The organism is Geodermatophilus arenarius, assembly GCF_042654585.1.
Lineage (GTDB): Bacteria > Actinomycetota > Actinomycetes > Mycobacteriales > Geodermatophilaceae > Geodermatophilus > Geodermatophilus arenarius.
Genome location: NZ_JBHSGR010000016.1, coordinates 43,847 through 59,132 on the forward strand (window position 1 = coordinate 43,847; position 15,286 = coordinate 59,132).

The window sequence follows — 15,286 nt, forward strand, 5'->3', positions numbered from 1 at the left end:
GCACATGCTGCTCAGCCGCGTGTTCGCCGCCATGGAGGCCACCGCGCACTGCGACCTCCCGTGCGGCGTGTACGACCCGGCCCAGGCCCGCATCGAGGCGGAGTCCGTCAAGGCCATCCAGGAGAAGTACCAGGCCAGCGACGACGAGGTCTTCAAGCAGCGCTGCGTGCTCATCAAGGAGCAGCGCTCGGACCTGGTGAAGCACCACCTGTGGGTCCTGTGGACCGACTACTTCAAGCCGCCGCACTTCGAGAAGTACCCGCAGCTGCACGAGCTGTTCAACAAGGCCACCAAGCAGGCCGGCGCCGCGGGCGGCAAGGGCAGCATGGACCCGGCCGAGGGCCAGAAGCTCCTCGACTACATCGCCGAGATCGACCGGATCTTCTGGGAGACCAAGGCCGCGGCCTGAGTCGCGCAGCACGACCCGACGGCCGGTGGGCACCCCGCCCACCGGCCGTCGCCGTCCCCGGGACGCGACGGGTCCCGTCGCGCCCGCCGGTCCGCACGCCGCCACCCCCGGACCGGACGAGGGGCCGGTCCCGACGGCCGGTCGACGTCGCCACTCCCGCGAGCCGACGCCGCGACCCGCCCACCGGCCTCCCCGGCGGGTGGACGGGCCGCCCGGCCGCCCCCGGTACCGTCGGACCTCGATGCGCATCGACCGGGCCGGGTGGCCCTTCATCACCGGACCCCTGGCCCCGGCCGCGCTGCTGGCCGCTGCCGGCGCGGCCCGCGGGCGCCGCTGGGCGCGGCTCGCCGCGTGGCCGTTCCTCGCCCTGTCGGCCTACATGGTCCTGTTCTTCCGCGACCCCGAGCGCGCCTGCGACCGCGAGGAGCCGCCGGCCGACGTCGTCCTCTCCCCCGCCGACGGCGTGGTGATGGTCGCCGGCGAGCCGCAGGAGGGGGTCGCGCCCCAGCCCGAGCCCGAGGGCGGGTGGCAGCAGGTCAGCGTCTTCCTCTCGGTGGTCGACGTGCACGTCAACCGCTCGCCCTACCGCGGCGAGGTCGTCGAGAGCTCCTACCGCAAGGGCAGCTTCCTGGCCGCCTACCGCGCCGAGTCGGCGCACCGCAACGAGCGCAGCGAGCTGTGGCTGCGCGAGGACCACCCGGAGGGCGAGCGCACCGTCGTCTTCCGGCAGCTGGTCGGCGTGCTGGCCCGCCGCATCGTCACGCGCACCGGCGTCGGCCGGCGGCTGGCCACCGGCGAGCGCTTCGGCCTGATGAAGTTCGGCTCGCGGATGGACGTCTTCGTCCCGGCCGGCTGCACGCTCACCGTGCGGAAGGGGCAGCGGGTGCGCGGCGGGGAGACCGTCATCGCCCGCTGGCCCGCCGCGCGCTGAGGGGCCCGCGGTGCCCAGTACCGCCTCGGGAGAGGGGCGGCCGACCCCCACGCGGCGCACGGCCACGGTCGAGTTCGTCCGCGGGTCGGTGCGCGGCAGCCGCCGACGCGCGCTGGCGACCCTGCCCAGCCTGTTCACCCTGGGCAACATGATGTGCGGCTTCGCCGCCATCCTCGTGTCCATCCACGGCCAGTACACGCTCGCCGCGGTGCTCATCGGCCTGTCGGTGCTGTTCGACATCACCGACGGCGCCGTCGCCCGGCTGGTCGGCGCGGTGAGCGCCTTCGGCCTGCAGTTCGACTCGCTGGCCGACCTGGTGTCCTTCGGCCTGGCCCCCGCGCTGCTGGCGTTCACGCTGTTCTCCGAGGGCCGCGACGAGTGGGACCCGCTGGGCTGGGTCGTGTGCTTCCTCTGGGTGGCGTGCGCCGCGATCCGGCTGGCCCGCTTCAACACCACCATCGACCCGACGGCGGACAAGCGGTACTTCACCGGCATGCCCAGCCCCGGCGCGGCCGGCGTCGTGCTGGCCTCGGTGTTCGCCTTCGGCGACCAGATGCAGGGCCGCGACCGGCTGTGGGTGCTGCTCATCGTGGCCGTCCCGGCGCTGCTCATGGTCAGCACCGTCCGGTTCCGCTCGTTCCGCTCGCTGGTCAGCCCGAAGAGCGGCCGGCCCTACGGCCTGGTCGCCGCGGCGGTCGCGCTGGTGATCGGCTTCGCCACCGTCCCCGTCGTCACCGGCTGCGTGCTCGCCTACGGCTACCTGCTGGCGCCGGTCCTGGTCCCCCTGCTGTCCCCCCTCGCCCGGCTGGTGCCGGCCCGCCTCCGTGAGGTGCTGACGTGACGGTCCGCCCGATCCGTCCCGACGACGTCCCCGCCGTGGTCGGCCTGGTGCGCGAGCTCGCCGAGTACGAGAAGGCGGCGCACGAGGTGCGGCTCACCGAGGAGCAGCTGCACACCGCGCTGTTCGGCGACTCCCCCGCGCTGTTCGGGCACGTCGCCGAGCGCGACGGCGCCGTCGTCGGGACCGCGCTGTGGTTCCTCAACTTCTCCACCTGGCGCGGCACGCACGGGATCTACCTCGAGGACCTCTACGTGCAGCCGCGGCACCGCGGCAGCGGCCTCGGCCGGGAGCTGCTGCGCACCCTGGCCGCCACCTGCGTCGAGCGCGGCTACGACCGGCTGGAGTGGTCGGTGCTCGACTGGAACGAGCCCTCGATCGCGTTCTACCGGGCCGCCGGCGCGGTCCCCATGGACGAGTGGACGGTGTTCCGGCTCACCGACCGGGCACTGGCCGGTTTCGCGGCCGACCGGCGCGATGCGGCAGGCTGACGCGGTGACCATCGAGCGCGGCCCCGCGGAGTGCTGGCTGACCGACATGGACGGCGTCCTCGTGCACGAGGGCCAGGCCCTCCCGGGCGCCGCCGAGTTCCTCGCCCGGCTGGTGGACCAGGACCGCCGCTTCCTCGTCCTGACCAACAACTCGATCTTCACCCCGCGCGACCTGTCCGCCCGGCTGTCGCGCTCGGGCCTGCAGGTGCCCGAGACCTCCATCTGGACCTCGGCCCTGGCGACGGCGGACTTCCTGTCCACCCAGCTGCCCGGCGGCTCGGCCTACGTCATCGGCGAGGCGGGGCTGACCACCGCCCTGTACGAGGCCGGCTACACCCTCACCGACACCGACCCGGACTTCGTCGTCCTCGGCGAGACCCGCACCTACTCGTTCGAGGCGATCACCCGGGCGATCCGGCTGATCGGCACCGGCGCGCGGTTCATCGCCACCAACCCCGACGTCACCGGGCCCTCGCCGGAGGGGCCGCTGCCGGCCACCGGGTCGGTCGCCGCGATGATCACCGAGGCGACCGGCGCCAAGCCCTACTTCGTCGGCAAGCCCAACCCGATGATGTTCCGCAGCGCGATGAACCGGATCGACGCGCACTCGGAGAGCACGGTGATGATCGGCGACCGGATGGACACCGACGTCGTCGCCGGCATCGAGGCGGGCCTGGAGACGATCCTCGTGCTCACCGGCTCGACCACCGCCGCCGACGTCGGCCGCTTCCCGTTCCGGCCCAGCCGGGTCCTCGACTCGATCGCCGACGTCGTCGACCTCGTGGTCTAGCGCCCGGTCGTCTAGCGGTCCAGGAAGGCCAGCCGCGCCTCGGGCGTGAACAGCAGGTACAGCTCGGCGACCGCCAGCACGATCAGCGGGATGCCCAGCAGCGGCTGGCCGCCGGGGAACGCGGTGCTGTAGCCGAACAGACCGAGCAGGATCTGCAGGACGACGACCGGTCCCCGCGCCCACCCCGACAGCCGCCGCAGGCCCACGGCGGCCGCGGCCAGGACGGCGCCGAAGATGCCGACGTAGACCACCTCGGCCAGCGCGCGGGCCACGCTGTCGGGGTCGCTGGTGAGGGTCAGCCACAGGATGACCAGCGCCCCGCCGATCAGCAGGGCCGCCTCGATCGCGGCCACCAGCGCCGCCCGGACGACCGCGGGCGGGGCCTCCGGCCGACCCGGCCGCGGCGGTCGGGCGGAGGGCTGCGCGGCGCCGCCGAGGAGCCGCTCGGCCCGGCTGGGGCGGCGGGTCGCGTCCTCGTCCGTCACAGGAGCGAGGCTACGCGTCACCGGTCACGCGAGGCCCCGTCCGTGCCCGTCGGGCGGCCGGGTGCTGGCTAGCCTGACCCCATGCGTGCGCTCGTGGTGGCCAACCCCGCGGCGACGACGACCACCGGGCGGGTCCGGGACGTGCTGGTCGGCGCGCTGGCCAGCGAGCTCAAGGTGGACCTCGCCGAGACGACCCACCGCGGGCACGCCCGGGAGCTGGGCCGGCAGGCGCTGGCCGACGGGATCGACGTCGTCGTCGCGCTCGGCGGGGACGGCACCGTCAACGAGGTGGTCAACGGCCTGCTGGCCGACGGGCCGGGTGAGCACGTGCCGACGCTGGCCGTCGTCCCCGGCGGCTCGACCAACGTCTTCTCCCGGGCCCTGGGCCGCTCCCGCGACCCGGTCGAGGCCACCGGCGAGATCCTCGACTCGCTGCGCGCCGGGCGCACCCGCCGCGTCTCCCTCGGCACCGCCAGCGCCACCGGCACCAGCACCGCGCCCGCGCGCGGGGTCGACCCGGGCGTCGCAACCGCCGTCGCCGAGGTCGACGCCGCGGCCGACCCCGGCTGGACCGACCCGCGCTGGTTCGTCTTCGCCGCCGGCCTGGGCTTCGACGCCGACGTCATCGCCCGGGTGGAGGCGCAGCGGGCGCGCGGCCGCCGCTCCACCGGGGCGCTCTACGTCCGGGAGGCCACCCGCGCGTTCGTCCTCGGCCGCGAGCGCCGCCGTCCCGCCGTGACGCTGTGCGTCCCGGGCTCGCCCGACCTCGACGGGCTGTTCCTCTGCCTGGTGTCGAACGTCAGCCCGTGGACCTACCTGGGCTCCCGGCCGGTCAACCCGAGCCCCGAGGCCTCCTTCGAGGCGGGCCTCGACGTGTTCGCCCTGGGCCGGATGGGCGTGCTGCGGATGCTGCACACCACCCGGCAGGTGCTGGCCCGCCGCCCCGACGCGCGCGGCCGCGGCGTGCACCGCCTGCACGACCTGGCCGGCTTCGAGCTGCGGGCGTCGCGCCCGCAGGGCTGGCAGCTCGACGGCGACCACCTCGGGACGGCGACCGGGCTGCGCGTGCGGTCGGTGCCGTCGGCGCTCTCCGTCATCGCCTAGCGCGCGGAACCCCCACGGCGCCCGGAGGACACGCCTCGGGACCTGTGTCGTGCACCACCGCGCCGCCGAGTGGCGCCCCTAGCACGCCCGTGGTGAGCTTGCTCACGAGGGGTCGACCCAGGGCCCCGGTGCGCTTGACACGAGTTCCTCAGGTGAAAACATCGCGAGAGGAACGCAACCTGCCGGTAACAAGCGGTGGGCGGTCGCTGGAACGAGGCGCTGGGCAACCGGTGTCGCGCCCGCGCATGCGGCCCGATGTCAGCGATCTGCGAGCAATGTAGTCGACACCGAGGAGTGCACAGACATGGACTGGCGCCACCGCGCGCTCTGCCGGGACGAGGACCCGGAGCTGTTCTTCCCCATCGGGACGACCGGCCCCGCCCTCGTGCAGATCGAGCAGGCGAAGGCGGTCTGCCGTCGCTGCTCGGTCGTCGAGTCCTGCCTCGACTGGGCTCTGCGCTCGGGTCAGGACTCCGGCGTGTGGGGCGGGCTGTCCGAGGACGAGCGGCGTGCTCTCAAGCGCCGTCAGTCCCGCACCCGCGTCCGCGCCTGACACAGCAGTTGCCGGCACCCGCCGGCCGAGCAACGGCGCGAGGCCGGTCCCCCGGGCGGGGACCGGCCTCGCGCCGTTCCGGCGACGACGTCTGCCTGCCGGCCGACACCGCGACGGGCACTCCCTGACGGCGGGGTGCCCCGCCTAACGGCGGGGGTGCCCCGCCCCGGGCAGCTCGAGGACCACCTCGGTGCCCGGCCGGCCGGGACCCGGCGGCTCCTCCGGCGTCCGCATGAGCAGCGACCCGCCGAGCTCGCTGCTCACCAGCGTCCGCACGATCTGCAGGCCCAGGCCGTCGCTCCCCGCCGGGTCGAACCCCTCCGGCAGCCCCTGGCCGTCGTCGCGGACGCGCACCACCAGGTCGTCGCCGTCGCGCTCGGCCACCAGCTCGATCGAGCCGGGCTGACCGTCGGCCGGGAAGGCGTGCTCGGCGGCGTTGTGCAGCAGCTCGGTGACCGCCATGACCAGCGGCGTCGCGGTGGCCGCGGGCAGCTCGCCGAAGGCGCCCACCCGCCGGGTGCGCGCCGCCGGGCCGATCGAGGTGAGGTCGCCGAGCATCGGCAGCACCTGGTCGAGCACGTCGTCGACGTCGACCACGTCCTCCCGGCTGCCCGCGAGCGTCTCGTGGACGACGGCGATCGAGGCCACCCGCCGCACCGACTCCTCCAGCGCCGCCCGCGCGGCCGGCTCGGTCATCCGCCGGGCCTGCAGCCGCAGCAGCGCGGCGACCGTCTGCAGGTTGTTCTTCACGCGGTGGTGGATCTCGCGGATCGTCGCGTCCTTGGTCAGCAGCGCCCGGTCGCGGTCGCGCAGGTCGGTGACGTCCCGGACCAGCACCAGCGCGCCCTCCTCGGCGCCCGGCGCCTGCAGCGGCAGCGCGCGCACCAGCAGCGTCGCCGACCGCCCCACGACGTCGGTCGGGTCGGGGAACCGCCCGGCCACGGCGGCGGCGATGGTGGCCGCCACCGCCTCCCCCGCCACCCGGTCCGACGACGCCGCCCGCGTCACCTTCGCCAGGTCCGTGCCGAACAGGTCGCCGGTCACCCCGAGCCGCCGGTAGGCCGACAGGGCGTTGGGGCTGGCGTAGACGGCGCGGCCGGCCGCGTCCAGGCGGACCAGCCCGTCCCCCACCCGCGGGCTCATCTCGGCGTCGAGCAGCTTCTCCGGCGGGAAGGTGCCGGCCGAGACCATGAGGCAGAGGTCGGCGGCGATGTCGAGGTAGGTCAGCTCCAGCGTCGACGGCGACCGGGTCACCGCGAGGTTGGTGTCCTTGGCCAGCACCGCGACGACGACGCCGTCGTGCCGCACCGGGATGACCTCGCGCCGCCGCGGGCTGGCGCCGGACCAGTCCGGCTCCCCCTCGGTCACCGGCCGGCCCTCGCGGTGCGCCAGCCGGAACGGGTCGGCGTCGGGGCCGTCGGCCTCGCTGCCGACCAGGTCCTCGGGCTGGCTGGTCGGCGCGGTGAGCGGGCGCACCTGGGCCACGCACCACCACGCGCCGGTGCGCAGCGGCACCCACAGGGTGAGGTCGGCGAAGGCCAGGTCGGCCAGCAGCTGCCAGTCGGCCACCAGGCGGCGGGCGTGGTCGACCTGCGACGGGGCGGTCGCCGCGCCGCGGTGCAGGCGCTCGGAGAGGGTGCTCATCGGTCCCGAGGGTAGGTCGGGCGCCCGCCTAGGCTGGGCACCCGTGGCCGCACCGTCCCTCGTCCCCCCGCCCGTGACCGTCGACGACGCCGTCCCCGCCGACTGGCCGGCCATCGCGGCGCTGACCGTCGGCGTCTACCGGGACGAGCGGCTGGCCTCCGACGAGTACCTGCCGCAGCTGGCCGACGTCGCGGGCCGCGCCTCCCGGTCGCAGCTGGTGGTCGCCCGTGACGGGGACCGGGTCGTCGGCGCGGTGGCGCTGGTCCTCGACGGCGACTTCGGGGAGATCACCGAGTCGCCGCAGGAGGCGGCGTTCCGGATGCTCGTCGTCGCCCCGGAGGCGCGCGGCCGCGGCGTCGGGGAGCTGCTGGTCACCGAGTGCCTGCGCCGGGCCCGCGCGGCCGGCAAGCGGCGGATGCTGCTCTCGACCGACCCGGTGATGGCCGCCGCGCACCGGCTCTACGCCCGGCTCGGCTTCACCCGGCTGCCCGAGCGGGACTGGGCGCCGCGACCCGGCATCGACCTGCTGGTCTACGCCCGCGACCTCTGACCGGCTTCAGCGCCGGGCGCGGGCCGGGCCGCTGCGGGACCGGGCGGGACGGCGCGGTGCGGGCGCGGCCGCCTCCGGCGCGGGCACCTGCACGCCGGCCGCGGCGGCGAGGGCGTCCAGGTCGTCGAGGATGTCGCGGAGCAGCACGTCGACGTCCGGGAGCAGCTCGGCGCACGACACCAGGCCCCAGTCCAGGCGGTCGAGGTAGCTCTGCACCGTGATGTTGAGGCCCTGCCCCTCGACGATCGTCGAGACCGGGAAGTAGTGCTCCAGCCGCGCGCCCGCGGCGTAGAGCGGCGTGCGCGGACCCGGCACGTTGGAGATGACGAGGTTGCCCGGGCTCAGGCGGGAGCCCAGCCGCAGCCGGGCGCTGAGCCGCATCGCCCGCGCGAAGACCGCCGGCGGCGGGAACTCGGCGAAGTCGGTGAGCCGCTCGGCGGGCAGCGCGGAGAAGATCTCCTTGCTGCTGCTCATCGCCTCGTGCACGCGCCGGACCCGGCGGACGGGGTCGGGCTCGTCGGTCGGCAGGACGGCCGAGAGCATCGACACCCGGTTGGTCCAGCGGTCGGTCTCCTCCCCCGTCCGCACGGAGACGGGCACCAGCGCCACCAGCGGGTCCGACGGCAGCGCCCCGCGCCGGTCCAGCCAGGTGCGCAGGCCACCGGCGCAGGCGGCCATGACGACGTCGTTGACGGTGGCGCCCAGCGCGGTCTTGACCTGCTTGACGACGTCGAGCGACGTCGACCGGATGGCGAGCTTCCGGTGCGGGGTGATGGGCCCGTTGAACGGCGTGCGCGGCGGCCGGACGCTGGGCACCGGCGGCGGCTGGTCGGGTTCCTCGGGGCGGTGCCGGCCGAGGTTGAGCACGGTGCCCAGCGGCCCGCGCAGGCTGCGGCGGACGTCATTCGCCGCGCGGACCAGCACCGGGTTGCGCGTGGCCCGGCCGATCTCGCGGGCGCTCCACGCGGCGAGCAGCACCCCGCGCGCCGGCTTGCGGGCGAGGCCGAGCGCCCCGCGCGCGAGCATCTCGAGGTCCCCGGGCGGCCGCTCCGGCGTCCACGGTCCGGCCTCGGGCGGCGTCCGGCTGCCCTCGGGGGTGTCGTCGAGCATCAGCGTCATCAGCTCCACGCCCGAGGCCCCGTCGATGGTGGCGTGGTGGACGATCGTCAGGACGGCGAAGCGGCGGTCGGCCAGGCCCTCGATGACGTAGGACAGCCACAGCGGCTTGCGCCGGTCCAGGGGCCGGGAGACCAGGCGCGCGGCCAGCGCGGCGAGCTGGTCGTCGCTGCCGGGCGGCGGGACGGCCGTGTGCCGGACGTGGAAGTCCAGGTCGAAGGCCGGGTCGGCGATCCAGTACGGGTGGTCCAGGCCCAGGGGCACCTCGACCAGGCGCCGGCGCAGCGGCTCGAGCAGGTGCAGCCGCTGCTCCAACTGCGCCCGCCACGCGTCGTAGGGCCGGTAGTCGGGGTCGTCCGGGCGGGAGTAGATGGACAGGCTCGAGACGTGCCCGAACTGCGCGGACGTCTCGAGGTGCAGGAACGTCGCGTCCAGGCCCGACAGCTGCTTCACGTCCGCTGGCCTCCTCGGGGGGACGGCGGGGTGCCGCGCCCCGGCCGTGTGGATCAGTGTGTCAGGGGTCACACTCTCCTGCACCGGACCGTCGAGGAGCGAGGACCCGACATGCAGACGACGGCGCACCCCTCCCGGACACCGGACCGGGAGGCTCCCCCGTGGATCGGGGCGTCCCCGGTGGCGGCGCTGCTCGCCGCGCAGCGGCCGTGGCGCGAGGCGGCGGCACTGGCCCGCTCCCCGGTGTGGCGGGGGCACGGCGTCCCGCACGGCGGCGGCCTGCCGGTCCTGCTGGTGCCCGGCTTCCTCGCCGGGGACCCGTCGCTGTCGGTGCTGGAGCGCTGGCTGCGCGCCCGGGGCTACCGGACGTGCACCTCGCAGATCCGGGTCAACGTGGACTGCACCCGCCTGGCGGTGGAGCGCCTGGAGCGCCGCCTGGTCGAGTTCACCGACCGGACGGGCCGGCCGGCGGCGGTCGTCGGCCAGAGCCGGGGCGGGCTGTTCGCCAAGCTCGTGGCGATGCGCCGGCCCGACCGGGTCGCCGGGATCGCCACGCTCGGCAGCCCGAACGTCGACCACATGGCGATCAACCCGCTGGTGGCCGCGCAGGTGCGGCTGGTCGCCGCGCTGGGCAGCGCGGGGATGCCCGGGCTCTTCCGCGACGACTGCCTGGACGGCGGGTGCGCCGGAGAGCTGGCCGAGGACCTGGCCCGCCCCTTCCCCGCCGGGGTGCCGTACCTCTCGGTCTACTCGCGCAGCGACTGGGTCGTCGACTGGCACGCCTGCCTGGACCCCGACGCCGAGAACGTCGAGGTCGACTCCAGCCACGTCGGCATGAGCGTGCACCCGGGGGTGTACCGGCTGCTCGGGGACCGCCTGGGCGAGCTGGCCCGCCGGGCGACCTGAGCCCGCCGGACGGCGGTCAGGCGTCGGCGACGGTGGCGATGAGGTCGCCCTCCTGCAGCACCTCGCCCTCGACGACGTGCAGCTCCTGCACGACGCCGGCGCGCTCGGTGAGCACGGGGATCTCCATCTTCATCGACTCGAGGATCACCAGGGTGTCCCCCGCGGAGACCTCGCTGCCCGGGCTCACCAGCACCTTCCAGACGCTGGAGACCATCTCGGCGTGGATCTCCTCGACTGCCACGCGGCACCTCCTCGCTGAGCGGAGCCCCCATCCAAGCACGGGCCCCCGGGACCCGGCCGTCGCTCACGAGCCGGGCGCGAGGTCCCCCTCGGCCAGCCGGTGCAGCACCGCGCAGACCTCCTCGCCGTCGTGCGGGACGCCGGTCTCGGGCAGCCCGGACAGCGCGGCGGCGGCCGCCCGCGCGGCGGTGGCGGTGTCGGGCGCCCCGGCGCTCACGGTGGCCAGCAGGGCGTCGTACCAGCCGTCGAGCCGGTCGCCCGGGTCGTAGCCGCTGACCGCGACCACCTCCGTCCGCCCGGCCGTGCCGCGCAGCCGGCCCGCCGAGGGCAGGGTGCCGGTCACCCGGCCGGCCCGACCCGGCGGCAGCGTCGAGCGCAGCTGGACGGCGACCGCGGCCCGCGGCGGGTGCTCGTCGGGGCTGCGGCGGCGCGGCGCGCGGCGGCCCACCGCCGCGGCCAGCGCGAGGTCGACCGCGTCCACCCGGTGCGCCCGCTCGAGCACGGCCATGTCGAGCGAGAAGCCGGCCGCGACCTCCCCCAGCTCGCCGTCCTCGGCGACGCCGACGGTGACCAGCCCGCGCCAGCCGACCTCGGCCAGCCGCTTGGCGCCGGGCGGCACGTCGCCGGTGGGGTCGGGCGTCCAGGACACCCGGGCGATGCCCGCCGCCCGGTCGCGGGCGACCGCCGTCGGGAAGCGCAGCCCGTCCTCGGTGACGACGGCGAGCAGGCCGTGCTCGCTGGCCGGCTCCACGCCGTCGCCGCCGAGCCGCTCGAGCACCTCGGCGGGCGGGCCGACCCAGGTGAGCCCCGCGGCGGCGACCTCCCCGGCCAGCGCGGCGTTGCCGGCCAGCGCCGGCGGCACGGGCAGCACGGCGCGGGCGCCGCTGCGGCGGGCGGCCTCCACGATCCGGTCGACGGCGAGGTAGGACTCCGCCGCGGGCGCCGGGCCGAGCAGCACCGCGTCGTCGGCCAGGCGCACGTGCCGGGCCGAGCGCTCGGCCTCGGAGTAGACGGCCACCGACTTCACGTCGAGCCGGGAGCAGGCCGCGATGACCGCGCACGCCGCGGGTCCCCGCCCCGCCACGAGCACGCTCTCGATCCCGTGCTGGGCCACGCTCTCCGGCCTCCCGTCCCCGCGCCGGGCCGTCCGCCCGGTCTCCCTGCCATCGTGCCCCGCACCGCCGACACCCACGCCACCGGGCGGGGGCCTCCTCACCCGCTGTGGGACCCTGGGTACGACCTCGGACACTCCGGACCACGACGACGAGAGGAGGGCAGCGATGTCCAAGCGTGGACGCAAGCGGCGCTCCCGCAAGGGGAACAAGGCCAACCACGGCAAGCGCCCCAACGCCTGAGGACGGCCCTGACGGGCCGGACACGACGACGCCCCGCACCCGGAGGACCGGGGCGGGGCGTCGTCGTCGGTATGGGGTCGTCGGTACGGGTGTCAGTCCTGCTCGGACCAGTCGGTCCGGACGACCTCGGTGCGGACCCTCTCCACGCTGATCTGCGTGCCACCCTCCTCGAAGGAGACGGTGGTCAGCTGCATCTTGATCCGATCACGCAGGCCCGACGGCGTCGGGTCACCGCCGCAGCGGCGGCGGACCAGCGCCTTGAACTCCTGCTCGATGCCGAACTGCCGCAGACACGGAGAGCAGTCCTCGAGGTGCTCGGCGATGACGGCGCGGCGGGCGTCGTCGGTCTCGCGGTCGAGGAACTCGAAGACGTGCGACAGGACGTCGTCGCACGAGGTGATCTCGACCGGACGCTCCTGCTCGGTGCTCACGACCGCCCCTCCTCACCGGCTCCGGCGCGGACGAACCCGCGCTCACGGGCGTAGTCGGCCAGCAGCTTCTGCAGGCCCCGCCGGCCACGGTGCAGCCGGGACATCACCGTGCCGATGGGCGTGCCCATGATCTCGGCGATCTCCTTGTAGGCGAAGCCCTCGACGTCGGCGAGGTACACCGCCAGCCGGAAGTCCTCGGGCAGCTGCTGCAGGGCCTCCTTGATGTCGGAGTCCGGCAGGTGGTCCAGCGCCTCGATCTCGGCCGAGCGCAGCCCGCTGGAGCTGTGCTCCTCGGCCGCGTACAGCTGCCAGTCCTGCACCTGGTCGGTGGGGTACTGCTGCGGCTGCCGCTGCTTCTTGCGGTAGCTGTTGATGTAGGTGTTGGTCAGGATCCGGTACAGCCAGGCCTTGAGGTTCGTGCCCTCGGCGAACTGGTGGAACGCGGAGTAGGCCTTGACGAACGTCTCCTGGACCAGGTCCTCGGCGTCGGCGGGGTTGCGGGTCATCCGCAGCGCCGCCGGGTAGAGCTGGTCGAGGTAGGGCAGCGCGTCCCGCTCGAAGCGGGCGTCGCGCTCCGCGCGGGTCTCGGCGACCTCGGTGCGGCTGCCCCCCTCGCGGGCCTCGGGCACCTCCACCGGAGCCCCGACCACCTGCTCGCGCGGGGTCTCGACCGGCTCGACGGCGGGGTTCCCGCCCGGGGTCTCCTCAGGCACCGACCGTCCTCTCTGCGGCGCCCGGAGGCGGGCTGCCACGTCGGTCGATCCTAGTCGCGCGGCGTCGGGCCGGCCCGGGGGCCGCCGGCGCGGGGCCCGCGTGCGGGCGCTGGAGACGGTGCTGCTCACGGTCCCTGCAACGGCGCCCGCCGGGAGGCTCATTCCCCGGCCGCGGGAAGTCGGCGGCGGTCCGCGCGACCGCTGGATACAGTCCCCCGCCGTGGCGGCGACCCCCGCGGTGCGGGCCCTGGAGAAGGCCGGGGTGGCGCACACCCTGCACCCCTACGACCCCGAGCACCCCGGCGACCAGGGCCACGGCGAGGCCGCGGTGGCCGCTCTCGGCGCCGACCCGCGCCAGGTGTTCAAGACGCTGGTCACCCGCGTCGACGGCACGCTCACCGTCGCCGTCGTCCCGGTGAGCGGCACCCTCGACCTCAAGGCACTGGCCGCCGCGGCGGGCGGGCGCAAGGCGGCGATGGCCGACCCGGCCGACGCCGAGCGCACCACCGGCTACGTCCTCGGCGGGATCAGCCCGCTCGGCCAGCGCAAGGCGCTGCCCACCGTGGTCGACGACTCGGCGCTGGGCTTCGCGACGGTGATGGTCAGCGCCGGCCGGCGCGGGCTGCAGGTGGAGCTGCCACCGGCCGACCTGGTCCGCCTGACCCGCGCCCGCACCGCCCCGATCGGCCGCTGAGGTCCCGCGATCACGGCGCCGTGACCACGATCCGGCCCCGCGGTGTGGTCGCGGCGCCGTGATCGCGGAGAACTCACCGACTACGAGCCGGGGGCGCCGTAGGGGGTGAGCAGCTGGTCGACCGGCGCGGCGTCGTCGGTGAGCACCTGCGCGTCGCCCGCGAGGGCGGCCACCTCCCCGTCCGAGGCGACCTGCCAGGCGGAGTCCTGCGCCAGCAGCGCCCCCGCCAGCGCGGCCTCGTCCAGCGGCCGGTGCGAGGCGACCGCGACGACGTTGCCGCCGTCCTCTCCGGCCAGCACCGGGGCGCGGGCGAGCAGCAGCACGTGCGGCCACACCGCGCGCATCGTGGCCAGCTCCGCGCGGACGAAGCCCAGCGGCGGGTGGTCGATGAGGTTGGCGACGTACACGCCGTCGTCGGTGAGCGCCCGCTCGACCAGCTCCAGCGCCTCCACGGTGGTCAGCTGCCACGGCACCGACAGGCCGCCGAAGGCGTCGCCGACGACGAGGTCGCGGGTGCCGGCGGGCTCGGCGGCCAGCCCCACGCGGGCGTCGCCGACCCGCACCCGCAGCTGCTGCGAGGTCTCCAGGCCCAGCTGCTCGCGGTCGATCGCGACGACGCCGGGGTCGACCTCGAGCACCAGGCTCTCGGTGCCGGGACGCACCTCGGCGAGGTAGCGCGGCACCGTCGCGCCGCCGCCGCCAAGGTGCAGCGCCGACAGCGGCTGCCCCGCGGGGGCCAGGACGTCGGTGACCGCGGCGATCGCCCGGACGTACTGGAACTCCAGGTACGTCGGGTCGGCGAGGTCGACGTAGCTGTGCCGCAGCGTGTCCAGCACCAGCACCCGGCCGGTCTCCCGCTCGGGGTCGGCCACCACGCGGGCGCAGTGGTAGGAGGTCTCCTCCTCGCACGGCGTCGGCGCGACCGCCGCCAGCAGCGACCCGGCGACGGCGAGCAGCAGCAGCGCCGTCGGCACGCGCCCCGCCCCACCCGGCGACCGGCGCCGGAGCAGCAGGAACACGGCGACGCCGGCGACGACGGTCACGAGCCCGGTGCCGACGAGGATGCCGCTGCTGGGGAAGACCGCGACGAGCACGAAGCCGGTGGCGAAGGTGGCCGCGATCCCGCCGAGCGTGCCGATGCCCGACAGCTTCCCGACCACCGACCCGGTCTCGGCCAGGCTGGCCAGTTGCAGCTTCACCACCATCGGCGGCACCGCCGACAGCAGCGTCGCGGGCACCACGATGGCGACGGCGGCCAGCAGCAGCACGGCCCCGGCGTCGGGACCGGTGAGGAACGACCCGGTGAAGCGCACCAGCGGCAGGACGGCGATCACCAGCGCCCCGCCGGCGACCAGCAGCGGCGCGATCAGCCCGCGCGGGTCGCGGCGGTCGGCGGTGGCGCCCCCGGCCCAGGCGCCGACCGCGATCGCGGCCAGCGCGAAGCCGATGACCGCGGTGTTGGTCTGCAGCGTGATGCCCACGTAGGGGGCGATCAGCCGCAGCCCGACGATCTCCAGCACGAGCACCGCGCCGGAGGCGAGGAAGGTGACCCCGGCGGCCACCCAGCCGGGCAGCACGGGCCC

The 15,286-nt window shown here is 75.7% G+C and carries 19 protein-coding genes; 11 read left to right on the forward strand and 8 right to left on the reverse strand.

The genetic code is table 11. The annotated features are described in order from the left end of the window. Positions 1–4 precede the first annotated feature (4 nt). The 5 genes from sodN to ACFO3M_RS14920 all read left to right on the forward strand — a co-directional run bounded on the left by sodN (position 5) and on the right by ACFO3M_RS14920 (position 3,459). Entirely contained in the window at positions 5–409 is a 405-nt protein-coding gene (gene sodN, locus ACFO3M_RS14900; protein WP_456903353.1) for a superoxide dismutase, Ni, read from the forward strand. A gap of 241 nt (positions 410–650) precedes the next feature. After that, the gene (locus ACFO3M_RS14905; protein ID WP_387990184.1) at positions 651–1,340 is read left to right on the forward strand and encodes a phosphatidylserine decarboxylase; all 690 of its coding nucleotides are present in this window, start codon (positions 651–653) and stop codon (positions 1,338–1,340) included. Positions 1,341–1,350: 10 nt separating this feature from the next. Beyond that, a complete protein-coding gene (gene pssA, locus ACFO3M_RS14910) occupies positions 1,351–2,181 on the forward strand; it encodes a CDP-diacylglycerol--serine O-phosphatidyltransferase (protein ID WP_387990187.1) in 831 nt (276 codons plus the stop codon). Further along, the gene (locus ACFO3M_RS14915) at positions 2,178–2,669 is read left to right on the forward strand and encodes a GNAT family N-acetyltransferase (RefSeq protein ID WP_387990190.1); all 492 of its coding nucleotides are present in this window, start codon (positions 2,178–2,180) and stop codon (positions 2,667–2,669) included. The genes pssA and ACFO3M_RS14915 overlap by 4 nt, the downstream gene beginning before the upstream one ends. Positions 2,670–2,673: 4 nt before the next feature. Further along, complete coding sequence (locus ACFO3M_RS14920) at positions 2,674–3,459, forward strand: HAD-IIA family hydrolase (RefSeq protein ID WP_387990193.1); 786 nt, start codon at positions 2,674–2,676, stop codon at positions 3,457–3,459. Positions 3,460–3,470: 11 nt separating this feature from the next. Here the strand turns inward: ACFO3M_RS14920 and ACFO3M_RS14925 are convergent, their stop codons facing one another. Continuing rightward, on the reverse strand, positions 3,471–3,944 hold the full coding sequence (locus tag ACFO3M_RS14925) for a hypothetical protein (protein WP_387990195.1): 474 nt from the start codon (positions 3,942–3,944) through the stop codon (positions 3,471–3,473). Positions 3,945–4,025: 81 nt separating this feature from the next. Here ACFO3M_RS14925 and ACFO3M_RS14930 point away from each other — a divergent pair, with 81 nt between their 5' ends. Together ACFO3M_RS14930 and ACFO3M_RS14935 are read left to right on the forward strand one after the other, a co-directional pair. Then, positions 4,026–5,048, forward strand: coding sequence for a diacylglycerol/lipid kinase family protein (locus tag ACFO3M_RS14930; RefSeq protein ID WP_387990198.1), 1,023 nt, complete (start codon positions 4,026–4,028; stop codon positions 5,046–5,048). Between the two features lie 304 nt (positions 5,049–5,352). After that, positions 5,353–5,601 carry a WhiB family transcriptional regulator gene (locus tag ACFO3M_RS14935; protein WP_387990201.1) on the forward strand — a complete coding sequence of 83 codons (249 nt, stop codon included), beginning with the start codon at positions 5,353–5,355 and terminating at the stop codon, positions 5,599–5,601. A gap of 144 nt (positions 5,602–5,745) precedes the next feature. Here the strand turns inward: ACFO3M_RS14935 and ACFO3M_RS14940 are convergent, their stop codons facing one another. Further along, a complete protein-coding gene (locus ACFO3M_RS14940; protein ID WP_387990204.1) occupies positions 5,746–7,245 on the reverse strand; it encodes a sensor histidine kinase in 1,500 nt (499 codons plus the stop codon). Positions 7,246–7,288: 43 nt separating this feature from the next. On the opposite strand from ACFO3M_RS14940, the gene ACFO3M_RS14945 reads away from it, so the two are divergent. Continuing rightward, the gene (locus tag ACFO3M_RS14945) at positions 7,289–7,795 is read left to right on the forward strand and encodes a GNAT family N-acetyltransferase (RefSeq protein WP_387990206.1); all 507 of its coding nucleotides are present in this window, start codon (positions 7,289–7,291) and stop codon (positions 7,793–7,795) included. 6 nt (positions 7,796–7,801) lie between these two features. Here ACFO3M_RS14945 and ACFO3M_RS14950 read toward each other — a convergent pair whose 3' ends face one another. Next, positions 7,802–9,364 carry a WS/DGAT/MGAT family O-acyltransferase gene (locus tag ACFO3M_RS14950; RefSeq protein ID WP_387990209.1) on the reverse strand — a complete coding sequence of 521 codons (1,563 nt, stop codon included), beginning with the start codon at positions 9,362–9,364 and terminating at the stop codon, positions 7,802–7,804. A gap of 111 nt (positions 9,365–9,475) precedes the next feature. Here ACFO3M_RS14950 and ACFO3M_RS14955 point away from each other — a divergent pair, with 111 nt between their 5' ends. Continuing rightward, entirely contained in the window at positions 9,476–10,270 is a 795-nt protein-coding gene (locus ACFO3M_RS14955; RefSeq protein ID WP_387990211.1) for an esterase/lipase family protein, read from the forward strand. A 16-nt stretch (positions 10,271–10,286) separates the two neighbouring features. Here ACFO3M_RS14955 and ACFO3M_RS14960 read toward each other — a convergent pair whose 3' ends face one another. Continuing rightward, positions 10,287–10,511, reverse strand: coding sequence for a biotin/lipoyl-binding carrier protein (locus tag ACFO3M_RS14960; RefSeq protein ID WP_387990214.1), 225 nt, complete (start codon positions 10,509–10,511; stop codon positions 10,287–10,289). 63 nt (positions 10,512–10,574) lie between these two features. Beyond that, complete coding sequence (locus ACFO3M_RS14965; RefSeq protein WP_387990217.1) at positions 10,575–11,624, reverse strand: biotin carboxylase N-terminal domain-containing protein; 1,050 nt, start codon at positions 11,622–11,624, stop codon at positions 10,575–10,577. 166 nt (positions 11,625–11,790) lie between these two features. Here ACFO3M_RS14965 and ACFO3M_RS14970 point away from each other — a divergent pair, with 166 nt between their 5' ends. After that, positions 11,791–11,865: a 50S ribosomal protein bL37 gene (locus tag ACFO3M_RS14970; protein WP_014377707.1), complete on the forward strand. Its 75-nt coding sequence runs from the start codon at positions 11,791–11,793 to the stop codon at positions 11,863–11,865. A 92-nt stretch (positions 11,866–11,957) separates the two neighbouring features. Here ACFO3M_RS14970 and rsrA read toward each other — a convergent pair whose 3' ends face one another. Together rsrA and ACFO3M_RS14980 are read right to left on the reverse strand one after the other, a co-directional pair. Then, the gene (gene rsrA / locus ACFO3M_RS14975) at positions 11,958–12,296 is read right to left on the reverse strand and encodes a mycothiol system anti-sigma-R factor (RefSeq protein ID WP_387990220.1); all 339 of its coding nucleotides are present in this window, start codon (positions 12,294–12,296) and stop codon (positions 11,958–11,960) included. Then, a complete protein-coding gene (locus ACFO3M_RS14980) occupies positions 12,293–13,009 on the reverse strand; it encodes a sigma-70 family RNA polymerase sigma factor (protein WP_387990223.1) in 717 nt (238 codons plus the stop codon). Before ACFO3M_RS14980 ends, rsrA begins: the two co-directional genes overlap by 4 nt. Before the next feature lie 220 nt (positions 13,010–13,229). Here ACFO3M_RS14980 and ybaK point away from each other — a divergent pair, with 220 nt between their 5' ends. After that, positions 13,230–13,703 (forward strand): Cys-tRNA(Pro) deacylase, encoded by a 474-nt coding sequence (gene ybaK, locus ACFO3M_RS14985; protein WP_387990226.1) that lies wholly within the window; start codon positions 13,230–13,232, stop codon positions 13,701–13,703. Positions 13,704–13,783: 80 nt separating this feature from the next. On the opposite strand, the gene ACFO3M_RS14990 is transcribed toward ybaK, so the two are convergent. Next, the gene (locus tag ACFO3M_RS14990; RefSeq protein ID WP_387990229.1) at positions 13,784–15,280 is read right to left on the reverse strand and encodes a fused MFS/spermidine synthase; all 1,497 of its coding nucleotides are present in this window, start codon (positions 15,278–15,280) and stop codon (positions 13,784–13,786) included. Between the last annotated feature and the right edge of the window lie 6 nt (positions 15,281–15,286).

Bases quoted from the DNA above. Each gene is read 5' to 3' on its own strand.
- sodN (WP_456903353.1), top strand. From the start codon at position 5: ATGCTGCTCAGCCGCGTGTTCGCCGCCATGGAGGCCACCGCGCACTGC.
- ACFO3M_RS14905 (WP_387990184.1), top strand. From the start codon at position 651: ATGCGCATCGACCGGGCCGGGTGGCCCTTCATCACCGGACCCCTGGCC.
- ACFO3M_RS14930 (WP_387990198.1), top strand. From the start codon at position 4,026: ATGCGTGCGCTCGTGGTGGCCAACCCCGCGGCGACGACGACCACCGGG.
- ACFO3M_RS14935 (WP_387990201.1), top strand. From the start codon at position 5,353: ATGGACTGGCGCCACCGCGCGCTCTGCCGGGACGAGGACCCGGAGCTG.
- ACFO3M_RS14940 (WP_387990204.1), bottom strand. From the start codon at position 7,245: ATGAGCACCCTCTCCGAGCGCCTGCACCGCGGCGCGGCGACCGCCCCG.
- ACFO3M_RS14955 (WP_387990211.1), top strand. From the start codon at position 9,476: ATGCAGACGACGGCGCACCCCTCCCGGACACCGGACCGGGAGGCTCCC.